Below are 16,194 nucleotides of genomic sequence, written 5' to 3'. Positions count from 1 at the left end.
TTAGCTTACTGATTTATTTTCTTCGATCACTGCTTGCTTTTTTTTAACAGGTTTTTTAAAGATGATTAACATATATAACACAACAAAATATCCAATATACACGAGCACCTCTTCAAGAGATGGCATCGATGAATATCCTAAAAAGGCTTTCAAGAAAATACCAATATCACCGGAAAGAAGTGGTGCAGTACCATGGTCACGCAAATAGTGAGCATAATCAATTGGATGTTCTGGTAATAACCATGTAATATCGTATACATGTGGCATAACGCTGCCGAGTATTTTTAAATCCTGAAGCATGGCAACACCCTGTACAAGAAGACCAGCTGCAATTAAAACGATAAATGCGCCTGTTACTTTAAAGAATACTTTAAGTGAAATACGCATCGTCCCTTTAAAGAATAGGTAACTAACACCAGCTGCAACGAGCAAGCCTGTAATAGCTCCCCAGCCTTGCATCGCCGCTCCAATATTTCCACCTGTAATAGCCGCGAAGAAAAATACTGTTTCAACACCTTCTCGAAGTACAACAAGAAACGAATGCACGACCATTCCAATTATGTTTCCAGTTGTAATATACTTACTCATTTTATTTTCCATATTTGCTTGCATATTTTTACTATGTTCCGCCATCCAAAATACCATTTGTGTAAGTAAAATGGCCGAAATAAAAATAATAGATATCTTCAAATACATTTCGCTACCCATAGCAGCAAAACCAGTAAACACAACTTGGAAGACAAGAGCGACAATATAACTCGCTACAACCGCAAGCCCTGCTCCTAACCAAACATATTTCACAAACTGCTTACTATCTGTACGCTTTAAATATGTTGTAATAATCCCAACAATAAGCAACGCTTCTAATACTTCACGAAATGTAATGAGAAATGCCTGAAGCTGCATCGCTCTTCCTCCTCATCCTTACTTACGTTTTCTCACAGCATATACAATGACCCCAACAAGTATAAGTACAATGACTACAATTGGAGCCCAGTTTTTCAAGTTACTTAAATCTGTCCATTCTGTTTTACCTGTGTTCTCTGAAGCTTCTTCTTTTCCGCTCGCATCAAAGTGCCCCACTTTAAAATCTTTAATTTTAAACTCTTTTTGTAAACTTGTTAAAATCACATCTTTACTTTTCTTGAAAGCATCATGATTTGCTTCCTTTTGACCTACTCCAAATAATCCTGGGTTTCCTAATGAATCTAATGCTTTATTAAATTCATCCTTTACCTTTGTATCTAACTCTTTATTTCGTTCACCAACAACTGGCGATAACGCTTCATATGTAGCGAATGCTTTTGCTAATAAACGCTTGTTTGTATCATAGTCTTTAAATTTCTCATCAACATTTGTTAAACGACGATTAATATTAAGCGCAAGAATTTTTTGCATATCAGCAATAATATCTTCTTTATTTTGTTTATCAAAGTCCTTCATCATTGCTTTAGAAGGTTCTTTTCCCATGTGCTGATCAATTTCTTCTTGTACATTTTCATATGCTTTTTTCGCTTCATTAAAGTTTGCCGGATTTTCATCTAGCTTTGTAACCATTTGTTTATATGCTTCAGCAACTTTTTCTTCGTTCGGATTTCCATACGAATAAGCAAACGCACTTGTTTGAATTGAGAATATTAAGAAAATACTAACAAATAATGATGTAATGATTTTTTTCACGAAAGTTCCTCCCGAGTTAATGATAATTATTATCATTTTTATTGTCAAGATAAGAAAGGCCCGTTATGAGCATTTCTTATCTTCAATTAATACATGTGCAGCATAGTCAATCGTAACTTTCTCTACCGGACGCGCCATTTCTTTCCAAATCGCTGGAAATACACGCGTCATATACTTCCGAAAAGAGATGAACGACTCTCCTGTTTCTCGCACTTTATACGTAATCGGAACTTCCTGTACTCGAAACCCTTTTCGTACTAAATTCAAAGTAATAACTTGAGCATAGTTATAATCGTGAATAATTTCTCCATGCTCCATTGCTTGTCTAGAAAAGGCTCGCATACCGGATTGCCCATCTCGAATCCACTTCCTTAGTAACAAACATTGCAACATCGTAAAGCAGTAATTCCCAAGACGTCGATGTAATCTCATTCCTCGAATTGTTCCGCGAAAACGAGAACCCATCGTATAATCTGCTTCTCCTGCAAAAATAGGCTCCAGTACATTCGGAATTTCATCAGCTGGGTATTCATCATCAGCATCAATCATTACACTAATATCAGCACCAAGTCGATAACTCTCCTGCAAACCTGCTCGGACAGCTGCACCAAGTCCGCCGTTTTTTGCAAAAGAAACGATATGTTCCGCCCCCGCTTCTTTTGCAACAGCTACGGTCCGATCCGTTGATCCATCATCGATGACAAGTACTTCTACCGTTACATTTGGGTGAAAATGACGCGGCACCTTTTGAATGACATGCGCAATAGAATCCTCTTCATTTAAGGCTGGTATAAAAACAATTACTTTCATTTCTGTTCCTGCTCCTTTAACGCTTCTACTAATACAGGTCCACGACTATGGGATGGATACGGCGCTCCTAACAAGTATGCAATTGTAGGTGCTATAGAAACAAGACTTTTCTTCTCTTCTACTTTTATACCTTGAGCAATATGAGGACCGTACATAAAGAATGGTACAAACCGCTCGCCCTCGTCTAAATGACCATGACCACCAATTCCATCCGCTTGCCCATGGTCTGCGCAAATAATGAACGTCGTATTTTCTGCTTTTCCTGTTTTCTCTAAATGCTCAATAAACCGCTTCACATGCTGATCTGCTTCATGAATCTTTTGTAAATATTCATCATATAACACGCCGCGGCTATGACCTGTTTGATCTGTAGAAATTAGCTGGACGATAAATAAATCAGGATCTTGTTCATCCATAACCTTTCTTGCTTTCTCCATAATTTTCGAGTCAACAACATCATTTTTCATTACAGCCGTAAATGTTTCCACATCATCGCCAAATGCATCGACTAGATGCGCAACCGCCAACATTTTCCCTGTTTTATCTACTTTACGAAGAGAATCAAAAATACTCTCTACATTCACTCCATGCTTCCAAACCATATTCGATTTAATACCATGCTCAAATGGATACGTTCCTGTAAACATAGAGGAGAAACATACAACCGTACGAGCTGGATATACCGTTTCCATATTTAAAAACTCGGTCCCTTGTTTTCGAAGTGAATCTAAATACGGTGTATGCGCCGCCTCAAAACGATCTTTTCGCATACCGTCAATTACAATCACGACTACTTTTTCATTTAATGCCTTTTCATTCTCAGGCATATTTTGCGTATAAGTAGGAATTGCTTTCGGCTGCCAATCAAATAAATTACGATGTAATATAAGTGTATATACGAGAAGAGCACCGTAAAATATAAGAAGCGTTTTCCAATCTACACCACTAAATGTACCGTCTTCTCGGAAGAACTCGTAGTAGTAATACCAAAGCGAAAGTAATAGTAAAAACTTTGGCATTTGTTCTTGTGCATTCCCACTTGTAGAATCACTATTTTTTAACACAAGTTTCCAAAATCGTGTAAAGTTCAACCATGATGTCCCAATCCGCAGATGATAATATAATGTTCCCCAAAATAAAATTGTAAAGAAGAAATATAATCCCAATGCCAAAAAGAATAATGGTAAATGAACCACCTTAAATACAATTAAATAGGCGATAAACGGAAACCATAAATAATTTCGTAAAAACAATGGAAAATCAAACAAATAATATAAAACAAGTAAAGGTACAATGAGGATAAAACTGCTAAAAAATGCTGGAATAAAACCAGGTTGTCCAAACTGCGAGATGGAAAACAATAAAAATGTGCCGAATACAAAAATCGGTGTAAATGGTTTCCCTTCATTCAGCAAGTTCCAGCAGCGGGCCGCTACCTTTTCAAATTTTGATGCCTTTTTCACTTCTTCCACCGGATGTTTTCCCCCTTCTGACTAACAAGTGAGCGCAATTCCATTGGGTATAAAACGAGTAAAAGTGCGCCCACACCATAAGAAAATATAAACTTAAATCCATGACTCATTAATGACCATTCATACGCCTCGACCGATTCTATCCCAAGCGCTCTTAACGCAAACGTCATCACCGTTTCATATGTCCCAATACCGCCTGGCGTTAATTGAAATACTTGCCCCGCGATGGTCACGCTATTGACCCAAATCGCTTGTATAAATGTAAGAGAACTCGCAATTTCATATATAACAAAAGCTTCGCAAATCCAGCTTATTACAATCAGCAAGATAATGATGATCCCTTGTATTGTAAACAAACCTGCCTTTAATTGCTTCCACTGATTCTCTACAAATTGCGGTGCTTTCTTATGCACAAGAAACAACATACCAATTCCAATACATATACAAGCAAGGATAACGGGAGCATTTAACAAAATATCCCCCCACAGTATAAACATCCCTACGGCTCCAAATATACCAAGGATAAGCAAATCTAATATACGGAGCACAACAACTGATTGTGTCGCTTCTCCTAATGTCACTTTCTTTTCTTTTGTAATAATCGCAATGCGAATAGCGTCCCCTACTTTCAAAGGAGAAACATGATTAATAAACAAACTATAAAACAATCCATATAAAGACTCTTTCATTGTAATATGATGGTGAAGATATAACTTCCATGCATAAGCACGAAAGAAAAATGCAACACCATATATCATGATAAGAAGCACTACCGCATCAGGATGTTTCCATAATCCATATAGTTGTTTCCACAAAGAAGACGCTTCAAACGATTTCCACGATATGACAAAGAAAACACATAACAAAAAAATACCACAAAGATTAAACAGTATCCGGATATTGTTTCGCCCAAGCAATCGTTCGCTCCAACCCTTCTGCAAAAGATACACGCGGCTCATATCCTAGCTGTTCTTTCGCCTTTGAAATATCAGCCCATGTCGATGTCACATCCCCTTTACGATGCGCCTCTCTCCTTACACGCATCAATGGGAAATGCTTCTCTAACTGCGCAAGTAATTCTGTCATTAAAATCGGTTCATTCGACCCTAGATTGTACACATCACTTCTATTCGACTCTAACGTAAGAGCAATTCCTTCCGTAATATCATCAATGTACGTGTAATCTCGGCCTGTTCCCTTTCCGTATACAACAATTTCTTCTCCATTTAGCAATTTTCGAATAAAGCTCGCTATTGCCATATCAGGACGCCCCCATGGACCATATACAGTAAAGAAACGTAAAATATTTAGTTGAAACCCATACATATATTGATAAGCATGACAAAGCGATTCCGCTCCGTATTTTGATGCTGCATAAGGAGATAAAACTCGACCATTGGCCATTTCCTCCTGCAAAGGCATTCCCATTTTCTCTCCGTACACAGAAGAAGAGGATGCCACGATGACATGTTTTATATTTTCTTCTCCTGCACATGTTAATACATTACTCGTCCCTTTTATATTAATATCAACATAAGCACCTGGCATCTTCAACGACGGTCTCACCCCTGGAAATCCAGCTAGATGAATTACTGCATCAACCTTTTCTTGCTGCATAACAGCTTTCACATCTTCTTTATGCAAAATATCGCACTCGTAAAATGGGACAGTTCCATATCGCTGCACTTGTTCAAGCTGAAACTGTTTTCTTGATTTTGCATAATAGGAGTGGAAATTATCAAGTAGTACAACTTGCTTTCCTTGTCCTAACAATTTCAAAGCAAGATGGCTTCCGATAAACCCTGCTCCTCCAGTAATTAATACTTTCATTCATTTCACCACCCTCTACCACACTATGTAAAAGAAGAAACCCTGTCAAGACAAGGTTTCTTCAAAAAGACATACGTATGAGCAAATTATTTCGCTGCTTCAACAGCTTTATTTAACGCAGCCTCAAGTTGTGGTAACAATTTATCAGCATCTTCTTTCTTCTTCGCTTTTACTGCTTCTAAATAAGATTGAGCTGTTTTTGTTAATTCTACTGTTTGCTGTTCGCCAAGTACTGTTTTCAAATCATTTTCAATGATATTAATGAATAACGCACCTTCTAATGCTGTAATAGGACCTTTATCTTTTCCAAAATTCTCTTGGCTTTCTTTATACTCACCTAATGCAACTTTTGCAAATCCACGTACAAACGCTTGATTTACCGCTTTTGCATCAACTGTTTTCACATCAGTTTTTAAATCAAACTGCCTTAAGATAAAGTCTGCATCTTCAGGAGCTGCTTTTTTCATATACGGATAAATTGCTTGATAAAATGCCCATCCTTCTGCTTGTTCAATTTTAGCTTTTTTCTCATCTTTCTTTACTTCTTCTACCATTTTTGTAGCATAACCATTCGGCACTGCACCTGTTGCAAAATAGAACGTTTTCATTAACGTTTTATCTACAACTTGTTTTCCAAGCGCAAATGCAAGTTTGTCATCCTTTTCAATTGCAGCTGTCATTTCATCAAAGCCGCCTTTAATTTGAGAAGCCATTTGTGTACCGTATGCCGTATCACGTTTCCCAACTGTACCTTCTACACCTTTATAAAAAGCTAGAGCTTCATCCATTTCTTTTTTCACAACATCTTTTTTGCCCCAGTTTGTATCAATTTCTTTAAATTCGTGGCGCATCGATTGGAAAAACTCTTTTTGCATTAATTTATCAAATAGTTGTTTTACAACCATAGGTTCCATTTCTTTCTTTTTCCCAGCTTCTAATGCAGCTGTAATTGTTTGATCGATTTGTTCATTAAATTCACCATCACACTTTTGAACAAGAGATTGTAATTTATCTTTATATAACTTTGTTACTTTATCGAAGTCAACCTCTTTGCCATCTTTCGCTTTTTCAAGTTCAGCTACTCCATCTTTGTAAGCTTGTACAAAATCTACTTCTTGTTGTTTTGTCTCTTCTTTTTTAACAGATTGTTCTGTTTTTTTATCTTGTGCTTCAGACTTTTTTGTTTCCTCTTTCGCACAGCCTGCAAAAAGAAGAGATGCTACTGCTGCTGCAGATAATATTTTTAACTTTAATGTCATGGATTACTTCCCCCTACGCCCTTAAGTGATAGTGATTTTCATTGTCGTCAGATTGATTATAAGAGCGCTTACGATAAGTGTCAACATAAATATTGTATCCGTTGTCATATTTTCAGGTGGTAATTTGAACCAATAAAAAAAGCCCAGCATTTATGCTGGACTTTACAAATTAGAAGTGTTTAGAAACTAATTCTACTAACGCTTCTTTTGGTTTGTATCCTAACGCTTGGTCAACCACTTTACCATCTTTTAATACGAAAAGAGATGGAATGCTCATTACTTCAAATTGACGAGCAGTTTCTTGGTTTTCATCAACGTCTACTTTTACGACTTTTACTTTATCGCTTAATTCTGCATCGATTTCCTCTAGTACAGGAGCGATCATTTTACAAGGGCCACACCATGGTGCCCAGAAATCTAATAATACAATACCTTCGCTTGTTTCAGCTGCGAAGTTTTGGTCAGTTGCGTTTACAATTGCCATTTTATTTCCTCCTTCAAGTGTATTCTACCAAAAGTATATCACTAACTTATATACGTGGCGAATATTATGTATCGTTATGTATTGTAACAAAAAAATGTACCTTTATACTATACAAAAATATAAGGTATATGCTAAAAAACGAGAGGCAGGGGACCTCTCGCTTTTCTATATATAGGGGTATTTCACTTGGAACTCAAGGGTTACTCAAATTAAGAATGTACTTTTAACTTTTTAAACTCTTCTGTTAATAAAGGAACCACTTCGAATAAGTCGCCAACAATACCATAATCAGCTACTTTGAAAATACTTGCTTCTGGATCTTTATTAATTGCAACAATTACTTTTGAATTAGACATACCTGCTAAATGCTGAATCGCACCAGAAATACCGCATGCAATATATAAGTCTGGCGTAACCACTTTACCTGTTTGTCCAATTTGTAATGAGTAATCGCAATACTCTGCATCACAAGCACCACGTGATGCCCCAACAGCGCCACCTAGTACGTCTGCTAATTCTTTTAACGGTTTAAAACCGTCTTCACTTTTCACTCCGCGTCCGCCAGCAATAATAACTTTCGCTTCTGAAAGGTCTACACCTTCTGCTGTTTTACGCACAACATCTTGAATGATTGTACGTAAATCTTTCACATCAACTGTAATAGAAGACACATCACCTGTACGCGCTTCATCTTTTTCAAGTGGCGTAATGTTATTTGGACGAACTGTCGCAAATAGAATGCCATCTGTTACAATCTTTTTCTCAAACGCTTTACCAGAATAAATTGGGCGTGTGAAGACAACATTTCCACCTGTAACTTCTAATGCAGTTACATCAGAAACAAGGCCAGCTTCAAGTTTAGCAGCTAACTTTGGTGATAAATCTTTGCCAAGTGCTGTATGTCCAAAGACAATACCTTCTGGCTTCTCTTCGTCATACACAGCTAAAAATGCTTGTGCATAGCCATCAGATGTATATGATTTTAACTTTTCGTTTTCAACTGTCACAACGCGATCTGCACCGTAATGAATCAATTCATTTGCAAATGATGCAACGCTTTCTCCAATTAGAAGGCCAACCACTTCACCGCCTTCTGCAATTGTTTTCGCTGCTGCTACCGCTTCAAACGAAACGTTACGTAGTGATCCGTCACGAACTTCACCCATTACTAATACTTTACGAGCCATAGATTTTCCCTCCTGCATATATAATTTCGTATTTTATTAGATTACTTTCGCTTCTGTATGGAGCAACGATACAAGTTCTTTTACTTGATCTTGCAGCTCGCCTTGTAACACTTTTCCAGCATCTTTCTTAGGAGGCAAATAGATTTCGATTGTTTTTGTTTTTGCTTCTACATCATCTTCCTCTAAATCTAAATCATCTAATTCTAGTTCTTCAAGCGGCTTTTTCTTCGCTTTCATAATACCTGGAAGCGATGGATAACGCGGTTCATTTAAACCTTGTTGCGCTGTTACTAAAAGTGGTAGCGATGTTTCAATCACTTCCGTATCCCCTTCAACATCGCGCTCAATTTTCACGCTTGTGCCGTTAATTTCAAGCTTTGTAATTGTAGTTACATATGGAATATTTAGTGCATCCGCTACGCGTGGTCCAACTTGTCCAGATGCACCATCAATCGCTACATTTCCACCTAAAATTAAATCTACTTCTTTATCTTTTAAATATTCAGCAAGCACTTTTGCTGTTGTAAATTGGTCACCATTCTCAACATCATCTTCAATATTGATTAATACCGCTTTATCACAGCCCATCGCTAGCGCAGTACGAAGTTCTTTTTCACTGTCTTCGCCGCCAACTGTTACAACCGTAATTTCCCCACCTTGTGCGTCTCTCACTTGAATCGCTTCTTCAATCGCATATTCATCGTAAGGGTTGATGATGAATTCCGCTTCGCCATCATAAATTGCACCGTTTTTAATTACAATTTTCTCTTCTGTATCAAATGTTCGTTTCATGAGTACGTAGATGTTCATTCCATTTACCCCCTTGTTTTTCAGAAAGATTCCATCAATTTTAATATTCTGTTAATTTATGTTAAAAAATAATTTGAACTACCTACCACTAAATGAAGGTTTGCGTTTTTCTAAGAATGCCGCCACCCCTTCTCTTCCATCTTCACTCGTAAACACTTCACCAAATATTTGTGCCTCACGCTGCACACCTTCATAATAATGAGATGATTTTGTTGTTTGTAACAACTCTAACACAGCACGAGTTGTCGCTGGGCTTTTTCCAGCAATTTGCTTCGCAATTTTGAGAGTCTCTTCTAAAAGTGTTTCTTCTGAAAACACGCCGTTAACAAGTCCAAATTCTAATGCTTGTGCACCTGTAATTGGTGTACTTGTTAGCATCATTTCACAAGCCTTTGCTTTGCCAACATAACGTGGCAGACGCTGTGTACCTGCAAAGCCAGGAATAAGTCCAAGCGTTAGCTCTGGTAACCCAAGCTTTGCACTCTCAGTTACAAAGCGCATGTGGCAAGACATAGCGAATTCAAGGCCACCGCCAAGTGCCGCTCCATGAATTGCCGCAATGACTGGTTTTGAGCACTTTTCGACACGCTCAAACGTAACTTGTCCAAGCTGTGCTAGCTCCGTTGCTTGTTTTGCTTCCTCAACAGAAGTAAACTCTTTAATATCTGCTCCTGCTGAGAAGAAGCGCCCTTCCCCATGAAGAACAACAACGCGGACATTTTCATCCTTTTCGACTTGATCAATTAACTCAGTAACGTCATGCATCACTTGTGAAGACATAGCGTTAGCTGGCGGATGATTCAATGTCGCCACCGCGATATGGTCTTCTACTGTTACAGATAGAAATTTCAACATGATCCCTCCCATTATTGACGGTAACCACAAGCTGAAATAAGCAGTCCATGTACCGTTTTTGAAAGTGCGACCAAATTATATTTATGATCGCTCATTACCCAATTGGTCACAACTTCATCTACTGTTCCAAAGATCATTTGCCTTGCTATGCGAACATTTAAATCCGCCCTAAATTCTCCTTGTCTTATACCTGTTTCCAAAATTTCATCGATGACTTGTAAGTATCCTTTTAATACTTCATTTATTTTGAGGCGTAACTCTTGGTTGGATTGACGAAGTTCTAGTTGCGTGACAATAGCAAGAGGATCATTTTGCGACAACAGCAAGAAGTGCGTTTCTACCAACATAAATAACTTCTCTACAGCGCTTTCAATTCCTGCTGTTTTTTGACGAATTGTTTCTATAAATTCTCCCATCTTCTCTTGGAATAAGGATATTAATATATCTTCTTTATTTTTAAAATATAAATAAATGGTTCCATCAGCTACACCAGCTTGCTTCGCAATTTTAGAAACTTGCGCTTGATGGTATCCATTTTCTGCAATCACAATAACCGCAGCATCTATAATTTGGTTATATTTTGGTCGATTTTTTTTCACTTTACTGTCTCCTTCAAGAAGATGAATGACTGAATGAATAATCATTCACATCTCAATAATACTGACTATTTAAAAAATTGTCAATCCTATATTTCAAAAAAGAAAGGGCCTTAGCCCGTCTTCTCGTCCTCTTTCTTCTTTTGTTCTTCATCTATAAGGACACGGCGTAAAATCTTTCCTACTGTTGTTTTTGGTAACTCACTTCGAAACTCATATACTTTTGGAACTTTATAAGCAGCCAAATATTTACGAGCAAACTGATCTAACTCTTCTTCAGAACAAACTTCCCCTTCTTTTAGCACAACAAAAGCTTTCACAGTCTCCCCTCGATATGGATCTGGGACACCAATCGTAATCACTTCTTGCACCTTTTCATGCTCATATAATACTTCTTCCACTTCGCGCGGATAAACATTGAAACCGCTGGCAACAATCATGTCTTTTTTGCGATCCTTCACATAGAAAAATCCATCTTCGTCCATATAGCCAACGTCACCTGTGTGTAACCACCCATCCTGTAATACCGCCGCTGTTTCCTCAGGCTTATTCCAGTACCCTTTCATAACTTGCGGGCCCTTCACTACAATTTCACCAATCTCACCTGCTGGTAAATATTCTCCTGTTTCAAGCGACATAATGCGTGCTTCCGTATCTGGCCACGGAACACCAATACTTCCCGGTACACGCTTCTCCCATAAGAAATTGCCATGTGTGACTGGAGATGATTCTGTGAGCCCATACCCTTCTACTAACTTCCCTCCTGTAACCCTCTCAAATTTCTCTTGCACCTCTACTGGAAGCGGTGCAGAACCACTAATACAAGCACGAATGGAAGAAATATCATATTCCTTAAGAAGTGGGCTATTTAAAAGGGCAATATAAATTGTCGGAGCCCCTGGAAATAGTGTAACTTTATGTTTTTTAATTGCTTCAAACACCATTTTCATATCAAACTTCGGAACTAGCACCATTTTATACCCTTGCATAATGGCTAAATTCATTACAGCTGTCATCCCATACACATGGAAAAACGGAAGGACACCAAGAATAACTTCTTCTCCTTCTATACAGTTATATAACCAATGGACACCCATCAGTGTATTTGATACAAGATTTTTATGCGTTAACATAACTCCTTTCGGAAAACCTGTCGTACCTCCCGTATATTGTAAGAGTGCTAAATCACTTTCAGGGTCACACGGCACTTCTACCATTTCATCACTTTCTTTTTCTATCGATTTCCAAACATGAATCGTATCACTTTCCGTTACTTTCACAACAAGATTCGTTTGCTTCTTTTGTACGAAGGGATAAAGTAAGTTTTTGGGAAACGGTAAAAAATCTGCAATGCGGGTTACAATAACGTGCTCCACCTTTGTAGCAGGCTGAACATTGGTGACTTTCGGAAAGACTAGGTCAACACAAAGAATAACCTTCGCTCCAGAATCATGGAGTTGATATTCTAACTCCCTCTCCGTATACAGGGGATTTGTTTGTACCACTATACCACCTACAAGTAACGTACCATAATATCCGATCACAGCTTGCGGGCAATTGGGTAACATAATCGCAACTCGGTCACCTTTTTTCACACCAAGCTTACGAAGATAATTTGCAAATTGATTCACCTTACGACTCAGCTCTGAAAATGTAATATCCTTCCCTAAAAAATGAAGCGCTTTCTTTTCTGGATACCGAGAAGACATCTCTTGTAAATATACATGGAGCGGCCTAATATCGTAAGAAATTGTGTGTGGAATTTCCTCAGGATAAATTTGTAACCAAGGTTTTTCCATCCTCATTCCTCCTTCCTGTTCTTACACGAATAAAATGAATGTCCATTCATGATGATTGTTTTCATTATATTACAGTCATAATTGCGTTACAATCATAATATTCTGACTTTTGATCAACTATTCCACAACACACAGAATAATGTCGTCCCATTCCTTATACTTCTCCTGTTTTTCTTAGAAATTCATATTTTAAAAGCTTTATAGCAAAAAAAATATACCCTAATGTTCTAAAGAGTATTTTTTGTCAGAATAGAAAGAAAAAGATTGACACTTCTAAACCCCTCATAGTATGATTTCCGTGTTGATAGTGATAATCTTTTTCAATTACACAGGTTATCGCATCGTACAATACTTTCTTTGGGGGAAAAAAATGAAAAAAGTCGTTAGCATTCTTATGGTTATTCTTCTATTCGTTGTCGGATGCGGACAGCAAAAAGAAGAGAAAAAGGAAACAAAAACAGATGACAAAAAACAAGCGATTACAATTAAACACGCTGAAGGTGAAACAAAGTTAGATAAACCAGCAAAAAAAGTTGTTGTGCTTGAGTGGGTATATGCGGAAGATTTATTAGCACTTGGCGTTCAACCTGTCGGGATGGCTGATATTAAGAACTATAATAAATTGGTAAACACAGAAACAAAACCAAATAAAGATGTGGTAGATGTAGGTACACGTCAACAACCAAACTTAGAAGAAATTAACCGCTTAAAACCGGATTTAATTATTACAGCTTCATTCCGTAGTAAAGCGATTAAAAATGAGTTAGAACAAATTGCACCAACAATTATGTTTGACCCATCAACAAGCAATAACGATCATTTTGCAGAAATGACAGAAACATTTAAGCAAATCGCAAAAGCAGTTGGAAAAGAAGAGCAAGGTAAAAAAGTATTAGCAGATATGGACAAAACATTTGCTGACGCAAAAGCAAAAATTGATAAAGCAAACTTAAAAGATAAAAACATCGTAATGACACAATCCTTTACAGCAAAAAATGTTCCAACATTCCGTCTGTTAACAGACAATTCTACAGCGGTACAAATTACGAAAAAGTTAGGTTTAACAAATGCATTTGAACCTGGTAAATCTGAACCAGACGGCTTCAAACAAACAACTGTAGAAGCACTACAAGGTGTACAAGATGCAAACTTCTTATACATCGTAGCTGATGACGATAACATTTTCGATAAACAGCTAAAAGGGAACCCAGCATGGGAAGAATTGAAATTCAAAAAAGAAAATAAAATGTATAAATTAAAAGGTGACACTTGGATCTTCGGTGGCCCTGAATCTGCAAAATCATTAGCAAAACAAGTTGCAGATGTAATGACAGCGAAGAAGTGATTGCATAATGAATAACTTACAGCATACACTTCGAGCAAGTCTTGTATTCGGAGGAGGAGCAGCTCTCTTGCTCCTCCTTTTCTTTATTCATATCGGACAGGGACAAGCAAATATTTCTTACAGTATGATTATGGATGCTCTCTTTTCTCCAAATCAATCTCTTGAGCATCAAACATTAATGATGCTGCGGTTGCCACGGGCTGCCATTGCTATTTTAGCTGGTGGTGCTCTAGCTGTATCAGGGGTTATTTTACAAACTTTAACGAAAAATCCACTGGCTGAAGCAAGTACAATGGGGATCCATTCAGGGGCGTATTTCTTTCTAGTCGCCGCCACTATTTTTTTACCGAAATACTTACAAGTACACTCTCTCCTTTTTACATTTATCGGAGGAGCGGTAACGGCTTTGTGCGTATATCGTATTTCTGGTGGTAAAAAAGGAACTCCCCTACGCATGGCATTAGCTGGTATGGTTGTGACACTAATGCTTTCTGCCTTTACCGGAACAATGCAGCTTTTTTATGAAAACGAAACAGCTGGTCTATTCCTATGGGGGGCAGGATCACTTGTACAAAATAACTGGGATGGTGTTCAATTTGCGGCTCCATTTGTTGTTTGTGCCTTTTTGGTTGTACTGTTTATGTCACGTAAACTAAATGTGCTTCTTTTAGGTGATGATGTTGCTGTTTCACTTGGAGAAAAAACAGAAGTAACGCGTTTTATCGCTTTTATTGCAGCTATTTTTTTAACAGCAGTCGTTGTAACAGTTGTTGGACCAATTGGTTTTGTTGGCTTAGTTGCACCGCATCTAATGCGTCTGATTGGCTATCGACAACATCTCCCGTTGCTTCTCTCCTCTTTCTTATGGGGAGCTATTTTATTACTTGGAGCAGATGTCGTTGGTAGATTAATAGACCCAACTGGTGCTGAACTTCCTGTAGGTGCTGTTACTGCAATAATTGGTTCACCGTGGCTTATTTACTTAGTTTATCGCATGATGAAATCAAAACAATATATGAGCGATAATGGAGCAAACGCAGCCGGTGCTAGCTCAAAATATTTCTCTTATAAAAAAGTCATCTGCATTTCGATCGTTCTTTGTATTGTAACCGTTGCACTTGGCGTTACACTTGGCAGTAATGCTTATATCGAAAACATAATCAATGTAATAACAGGGCAGCTGACCCAATTTGATAAAAATATGATGATGAACCTTCGTTTACCAAGGATGCTCGTCGCTGCTGTTGCCGGAGGATGCCTTGCCATAAGCGGACTAGTCTTTCAAGGAATACTACGAAATCCGCTTGCGGATCCATCTATCATTGGTATTTCATCTGGAGCAGGTGTCGGTGCTTTAACAATTATGTATGTCTTCCCTGCACTTCCAGGAGTTTTCTTACCAATCGGTGCATTCATTGGTGGACTATTTGCAGTTGGAGTTGTCCTCTTCTTTTCATGGAAGTCAGGATTTAACCCAACAGCCCTTGCATTAATTGGAATCGGCGTATCAGCACTCGGTTCCGCCATTATTCAAATCTTTATCGTGAGGGCAAACTTGAACGTAGCTGCTGCATTAACTTGGTTATCAGGCAGTACCTATGCCAGAGGGTGGAATCACTTAGAAAATATAATTTTATATCCCTCTCTTATTCTCGTACCAACGATATTCTTCTTAATGAAACAGCTTGATGTTCTCATACTTGGAGATGACTTAGCAACAGGACTTGGACAACGTGTAGACAAAACACGTTTCGCACTTATTATCCTAGCAACGTTGCTCGCCTCAGTGAACATTGCTGCCGTTGGTACAATCGCTTTCTTAGGACTCGTTGCACCGCACTTAGCGCGCATCGTTGTCGGGATGAATCATCAAAAATTATTTGTTTGTTCAGCGCTATTTGGAGCTATCCTTCTTTGCATCGCTGACTTACTTGGACGAACCATTGTCTATCCGAAAGAGATTCCTTCTGGGCTAGTAGTCGCTGTCCTTGGTGCTCCTTATTTCTTGTGGTTAATGAGAAAAAGCGGGAAGAATGTTAGTTAAAAATGCAAGCTTCTTTTATTTAG

The 16,194-nt window shown here is 38.1% G+C and carries 15 protein-coding genes; 2 read left to right on the top strand and 13 right to left on the bottom strand.

Annotated elements, in window-relative coordinates; all coding sequences use genetic code 11:
* The 13 genes from CN288_RS12140 to CN288_RS12080 form a co-directional block, all read right to left on the bottom strand.
* Complete coding sequence (locus tag CN288_RS12140; protein ID WP_026593571.1) at window positions 1–906, bottom strand: FTR1 family iron permease; 906 nt, start codon at window positions 904–906, stop codon at window positions 1–3.
* An 18-nt stretch (window positions 907–924) separates the two neighbouring features.
* Window positions 925–1,680, bottom strand: a complete 756-nt coding sequence (locus tag CN288_RS12135) for a hypothetical protein (protein ID WP_098302321.1) — start codon at window positions 1,678–1,680, stop codon at window positions 925–927.
* Between the two features lie 63 nt (window positions 1,681–1,743).
* Entirely contained in the window at window positions 1,744–2,490 is a 747-nt protein-coding gene (locus tag CN288_RS12130; RefSeq protein ID WP_090687750.1) for a glycosyltransferase family 2 protein, read from the bottom strand.
* Window positions 2,487–3,962: an alkaline phosphatase family protein gene (locus CN288_RS12125; protein WP_176527665.1), complete on the bottom strand. Its 1,476-nt coding sequence runs from the start codon at window positions 3,960–3,962 to the stop codon at window positions 2,487–2,489. Before CN288_RS12125 ends, CN288_RS12130 begins: the two co-directional genes overlap by 4 nt.
* Window positions 3,950–4,828, bottom strand: coding sequence for a lysylphosphatidylglycerol synthase transmembrane domain-containing protein (locus CN288_RS12120; protein WP_081811106.1), 879 nt, complete (start codon window positions 4,826–4,828; stop codon window positions 3,950–3,952). The genes CN288_RS12125 and CN288_RS12120 overlap by 13 nt, the downstream gene beginning before the upstream one ends.
* A gap of 16 nt (window positions 4,829–4,844) precedes the next feature.
* Window positions 4,845–5,792: an SDR family NAD(P)-dependent oxidoreductase gene (locus CN288_RS12115; RefSeq protein ID WP_098302320.1), complete on the bottom strand. Its 948-nt coding sequence runs from the start codon at window positions 5,790–5,792 to the stop codon at window positions 4,845–4,847.
* Between the two features lie 86 nt (window positions 5,793–5,878).
* Window positions 5,879–7,051: a hypothetical protein gene (locus CN288_RS12110; RefSeq protein WP_026593577.1), complete on the bottom strand. Its 1,173-nt coding sequence runs from the start codon at window positions 7,049–7,051 to the stop codon at window positions 5,879–5,881.
* 169 nt (window positions 7,052–7,220) lie between these two features.
* Window positions 7,221–7,535 carry a thioredoxin gene (trxA, locus tag CN288_RS12105; protein ID WP_026593578.1) on the bottom strand — a complete coding sequence of 105 codons (315 nt, stop codon included), beginning with the start codon at window positions 7,533–7,535 and terminating at the stop codon, window positions 7,221–7,223.
* 209 nt (window positions 7,536–7,744) lie between these two features.
* A complete protein-coding gene (etfA, locus tag CN288_RS12100) occupies window positions 7,745–8,722 on the bottom strand; it encodes an electron transfer flavoprotein subunit alpha (RefSeq protein ID WP_026593579.1) in 978 nt (325 codons plus the stop codon).
* A 36-nt stretch (window positions 8,723–8,758) separates the two neighbouring features.
* Window positions 8,759–9,532 carry an electron transfer flavoprotein subunit beta gene (gene etfB, locus CN288_RS12095; RefSeq protein WP_026593580.1) on the bottom strand — a complete coding sequence of 258 codons (774 nt, stop codon included), beginning with the start codon at window positions 9,530–9,532 and terminating at the stop codon, window positions 8,759–8,761.
* A gap of 78 nt (window positions 9,533–9,610) precedes the next feature.
* Window positions 9,611–10,387, bottom strand: coding sequence for an enoyl-CoA hydratase (locus tag CN288_RS12090; RefSeq protein ID WP_098302319.1), 777 nt, complete (start codon window positions 10,385–10,387; stop codon window positions 9,611–9,613).
* 11 nt (window positions 10,388–10,398) lie between these two features.
* On the bottom strand, window positions 10,399–10,986 hold the full coding sequence (locus CN288_RS12085) for a TetR/AcrR family transcriptional regulator (protein WP_026593582.1): 588 nt from the start codon (window positions 10,984–10,986) through the stop codon (window positions 10,399–10,401).
* Window positions 10,987–11,096: 110 nt separating this feature from the next.
* Window positions 11,097–12,782, bottom strand: a complete 1,686-nt coding sequence (locus CN288_RS12080) for a long-chain-fatty-acid--CoA ligase (RefSeq protein WP_141527956.1) — start codon at window positions 12,780–12,782, stop codon at window positions 11,097–11,099.
* Window positions 12,783–13,152: 370 nt separating this feature from the next.
* Here CN288_RS12080 and CN288_RS12075 point away from each other — a divergent pair, with 370 nt between their 5' ends.
* Together CN288_RS12075 and fhuB are read left to right on the top strand one after the other, a co-directional pair.
* Window positions 13,153–14,127 (top strand): ABC transporter substrate-binding protein, encoded by a 975-nt coding sequence (locus CN288_RS12075; RefSeq protein WP_026593584.1) that lies wholly within the window; start codon window positions 13,153–13,155, stop codon window positions 14,125–14,127.
* Between the two features lie 7 nt (window positions 14,128–14,134).
* A complete protein-coding gene (gene fhuB / locus CN288_RS12070; protein ID WP_098302317.1) occupies window positions 14,135–16,171 on the top strand; it encodes a Fe(3+)-hydroxamate ABC transporter permease FhuB in 2,037 nt (678 codons plus the stop codon).
* Window positions 16,172–16,194 lie beyond the last annotated feature (23 nt).

It is taken from the genome of Bacillus sp. AFS023182 (assembly GCF_002560575.1).
In the GTDB taxonomy this organism is placed as follows: Bacteria; Bacillota; Bacilli; order Bacillales; family Bacillaceae_G; genus Bacillus_A; species Bacillus_A arachidis.
The sequence above is the reverse complement of the archived record's forward strand: the minus strand, read 5'-3'. Positions and strand labels throughout refer to the sequence as shown.

Bases quoted from the DNA above. Each gene is read 5' to 3' on its own strand.
- CN288_RS12130 (WP_090687750.1), bottom strand. From the start codon at position 2,490: ATGAAAGTAATTGTTTTTATACCAGCCTTAAATGAAGAGGATTCTATT.
- CN288_RS12090 (WP_098302319.1), bottom strand. From the start codon at position 10,387: ATGTTGAAATTTCTATCTGTAACAGTAGAAGACCATATCGCGGTGGCG.
- CN288_RS12110 (WP_026593577.1), bottom strand. From the start codon at position 7,051: ATGACATTAAAGTTAAAAATATTATCTGCAGCAGCAGTAGCATCTCTT.
- CN288_RS12080 (WP_141527956.1), bottom strand. From the start codon at position 12,782: ATGGAAAAACCTTGGTTACAAATTTATCCTGAGGAAATTCCACACACA.
- CN288_RS12115 (WP_098302320.1), bottom strand. From the start codon at position 5,792: ATGAAAGTATTAATTACTGGAGGAGCAGGGTTTATCGGAAGCCATCTT.
- trxA (WP_026593578.1), bottom strand. From the start codon at position 7,535: ATGGCAATTGTAAACGCAACTGACCAAAACTTCGCAGCTGAAACAAGC.
- etfB (WP_026593580.1), bottom strand. From the start codon at position 9,532: ATGAACATCTACGTACTCATGAAACGAACATTTGATACAGAAGAGAAA.
- fhuB (WP_098302317.1), top strand. From the start codon at position 14,135: ATGAATAACTTACAGCATACACTTCGAGCAAGTCTTGTATTCGGAGGA.
- CN288_RS12140 (WP_026593571.1), bottom strand. From the start codon at position 906: ATGCAGCTTCAGGCATTTCTCATTACATTTCGTGAAGTATTAGAAGCG.
- CN288_RS12075 (WP_026593584.1), top strand. From the start codon at position 13,153: ATGAAAAAAGTCGTTAGCATTCTTATGGTTATTCTTCTATTCGTTGTC.
- etfA (WP_026593579.1), bottom strand. From the start codon at position 8,722: ATGGCTCGTAAAGTATTAGTAATGGGTGAAGTTCGTGACGGATCACTA.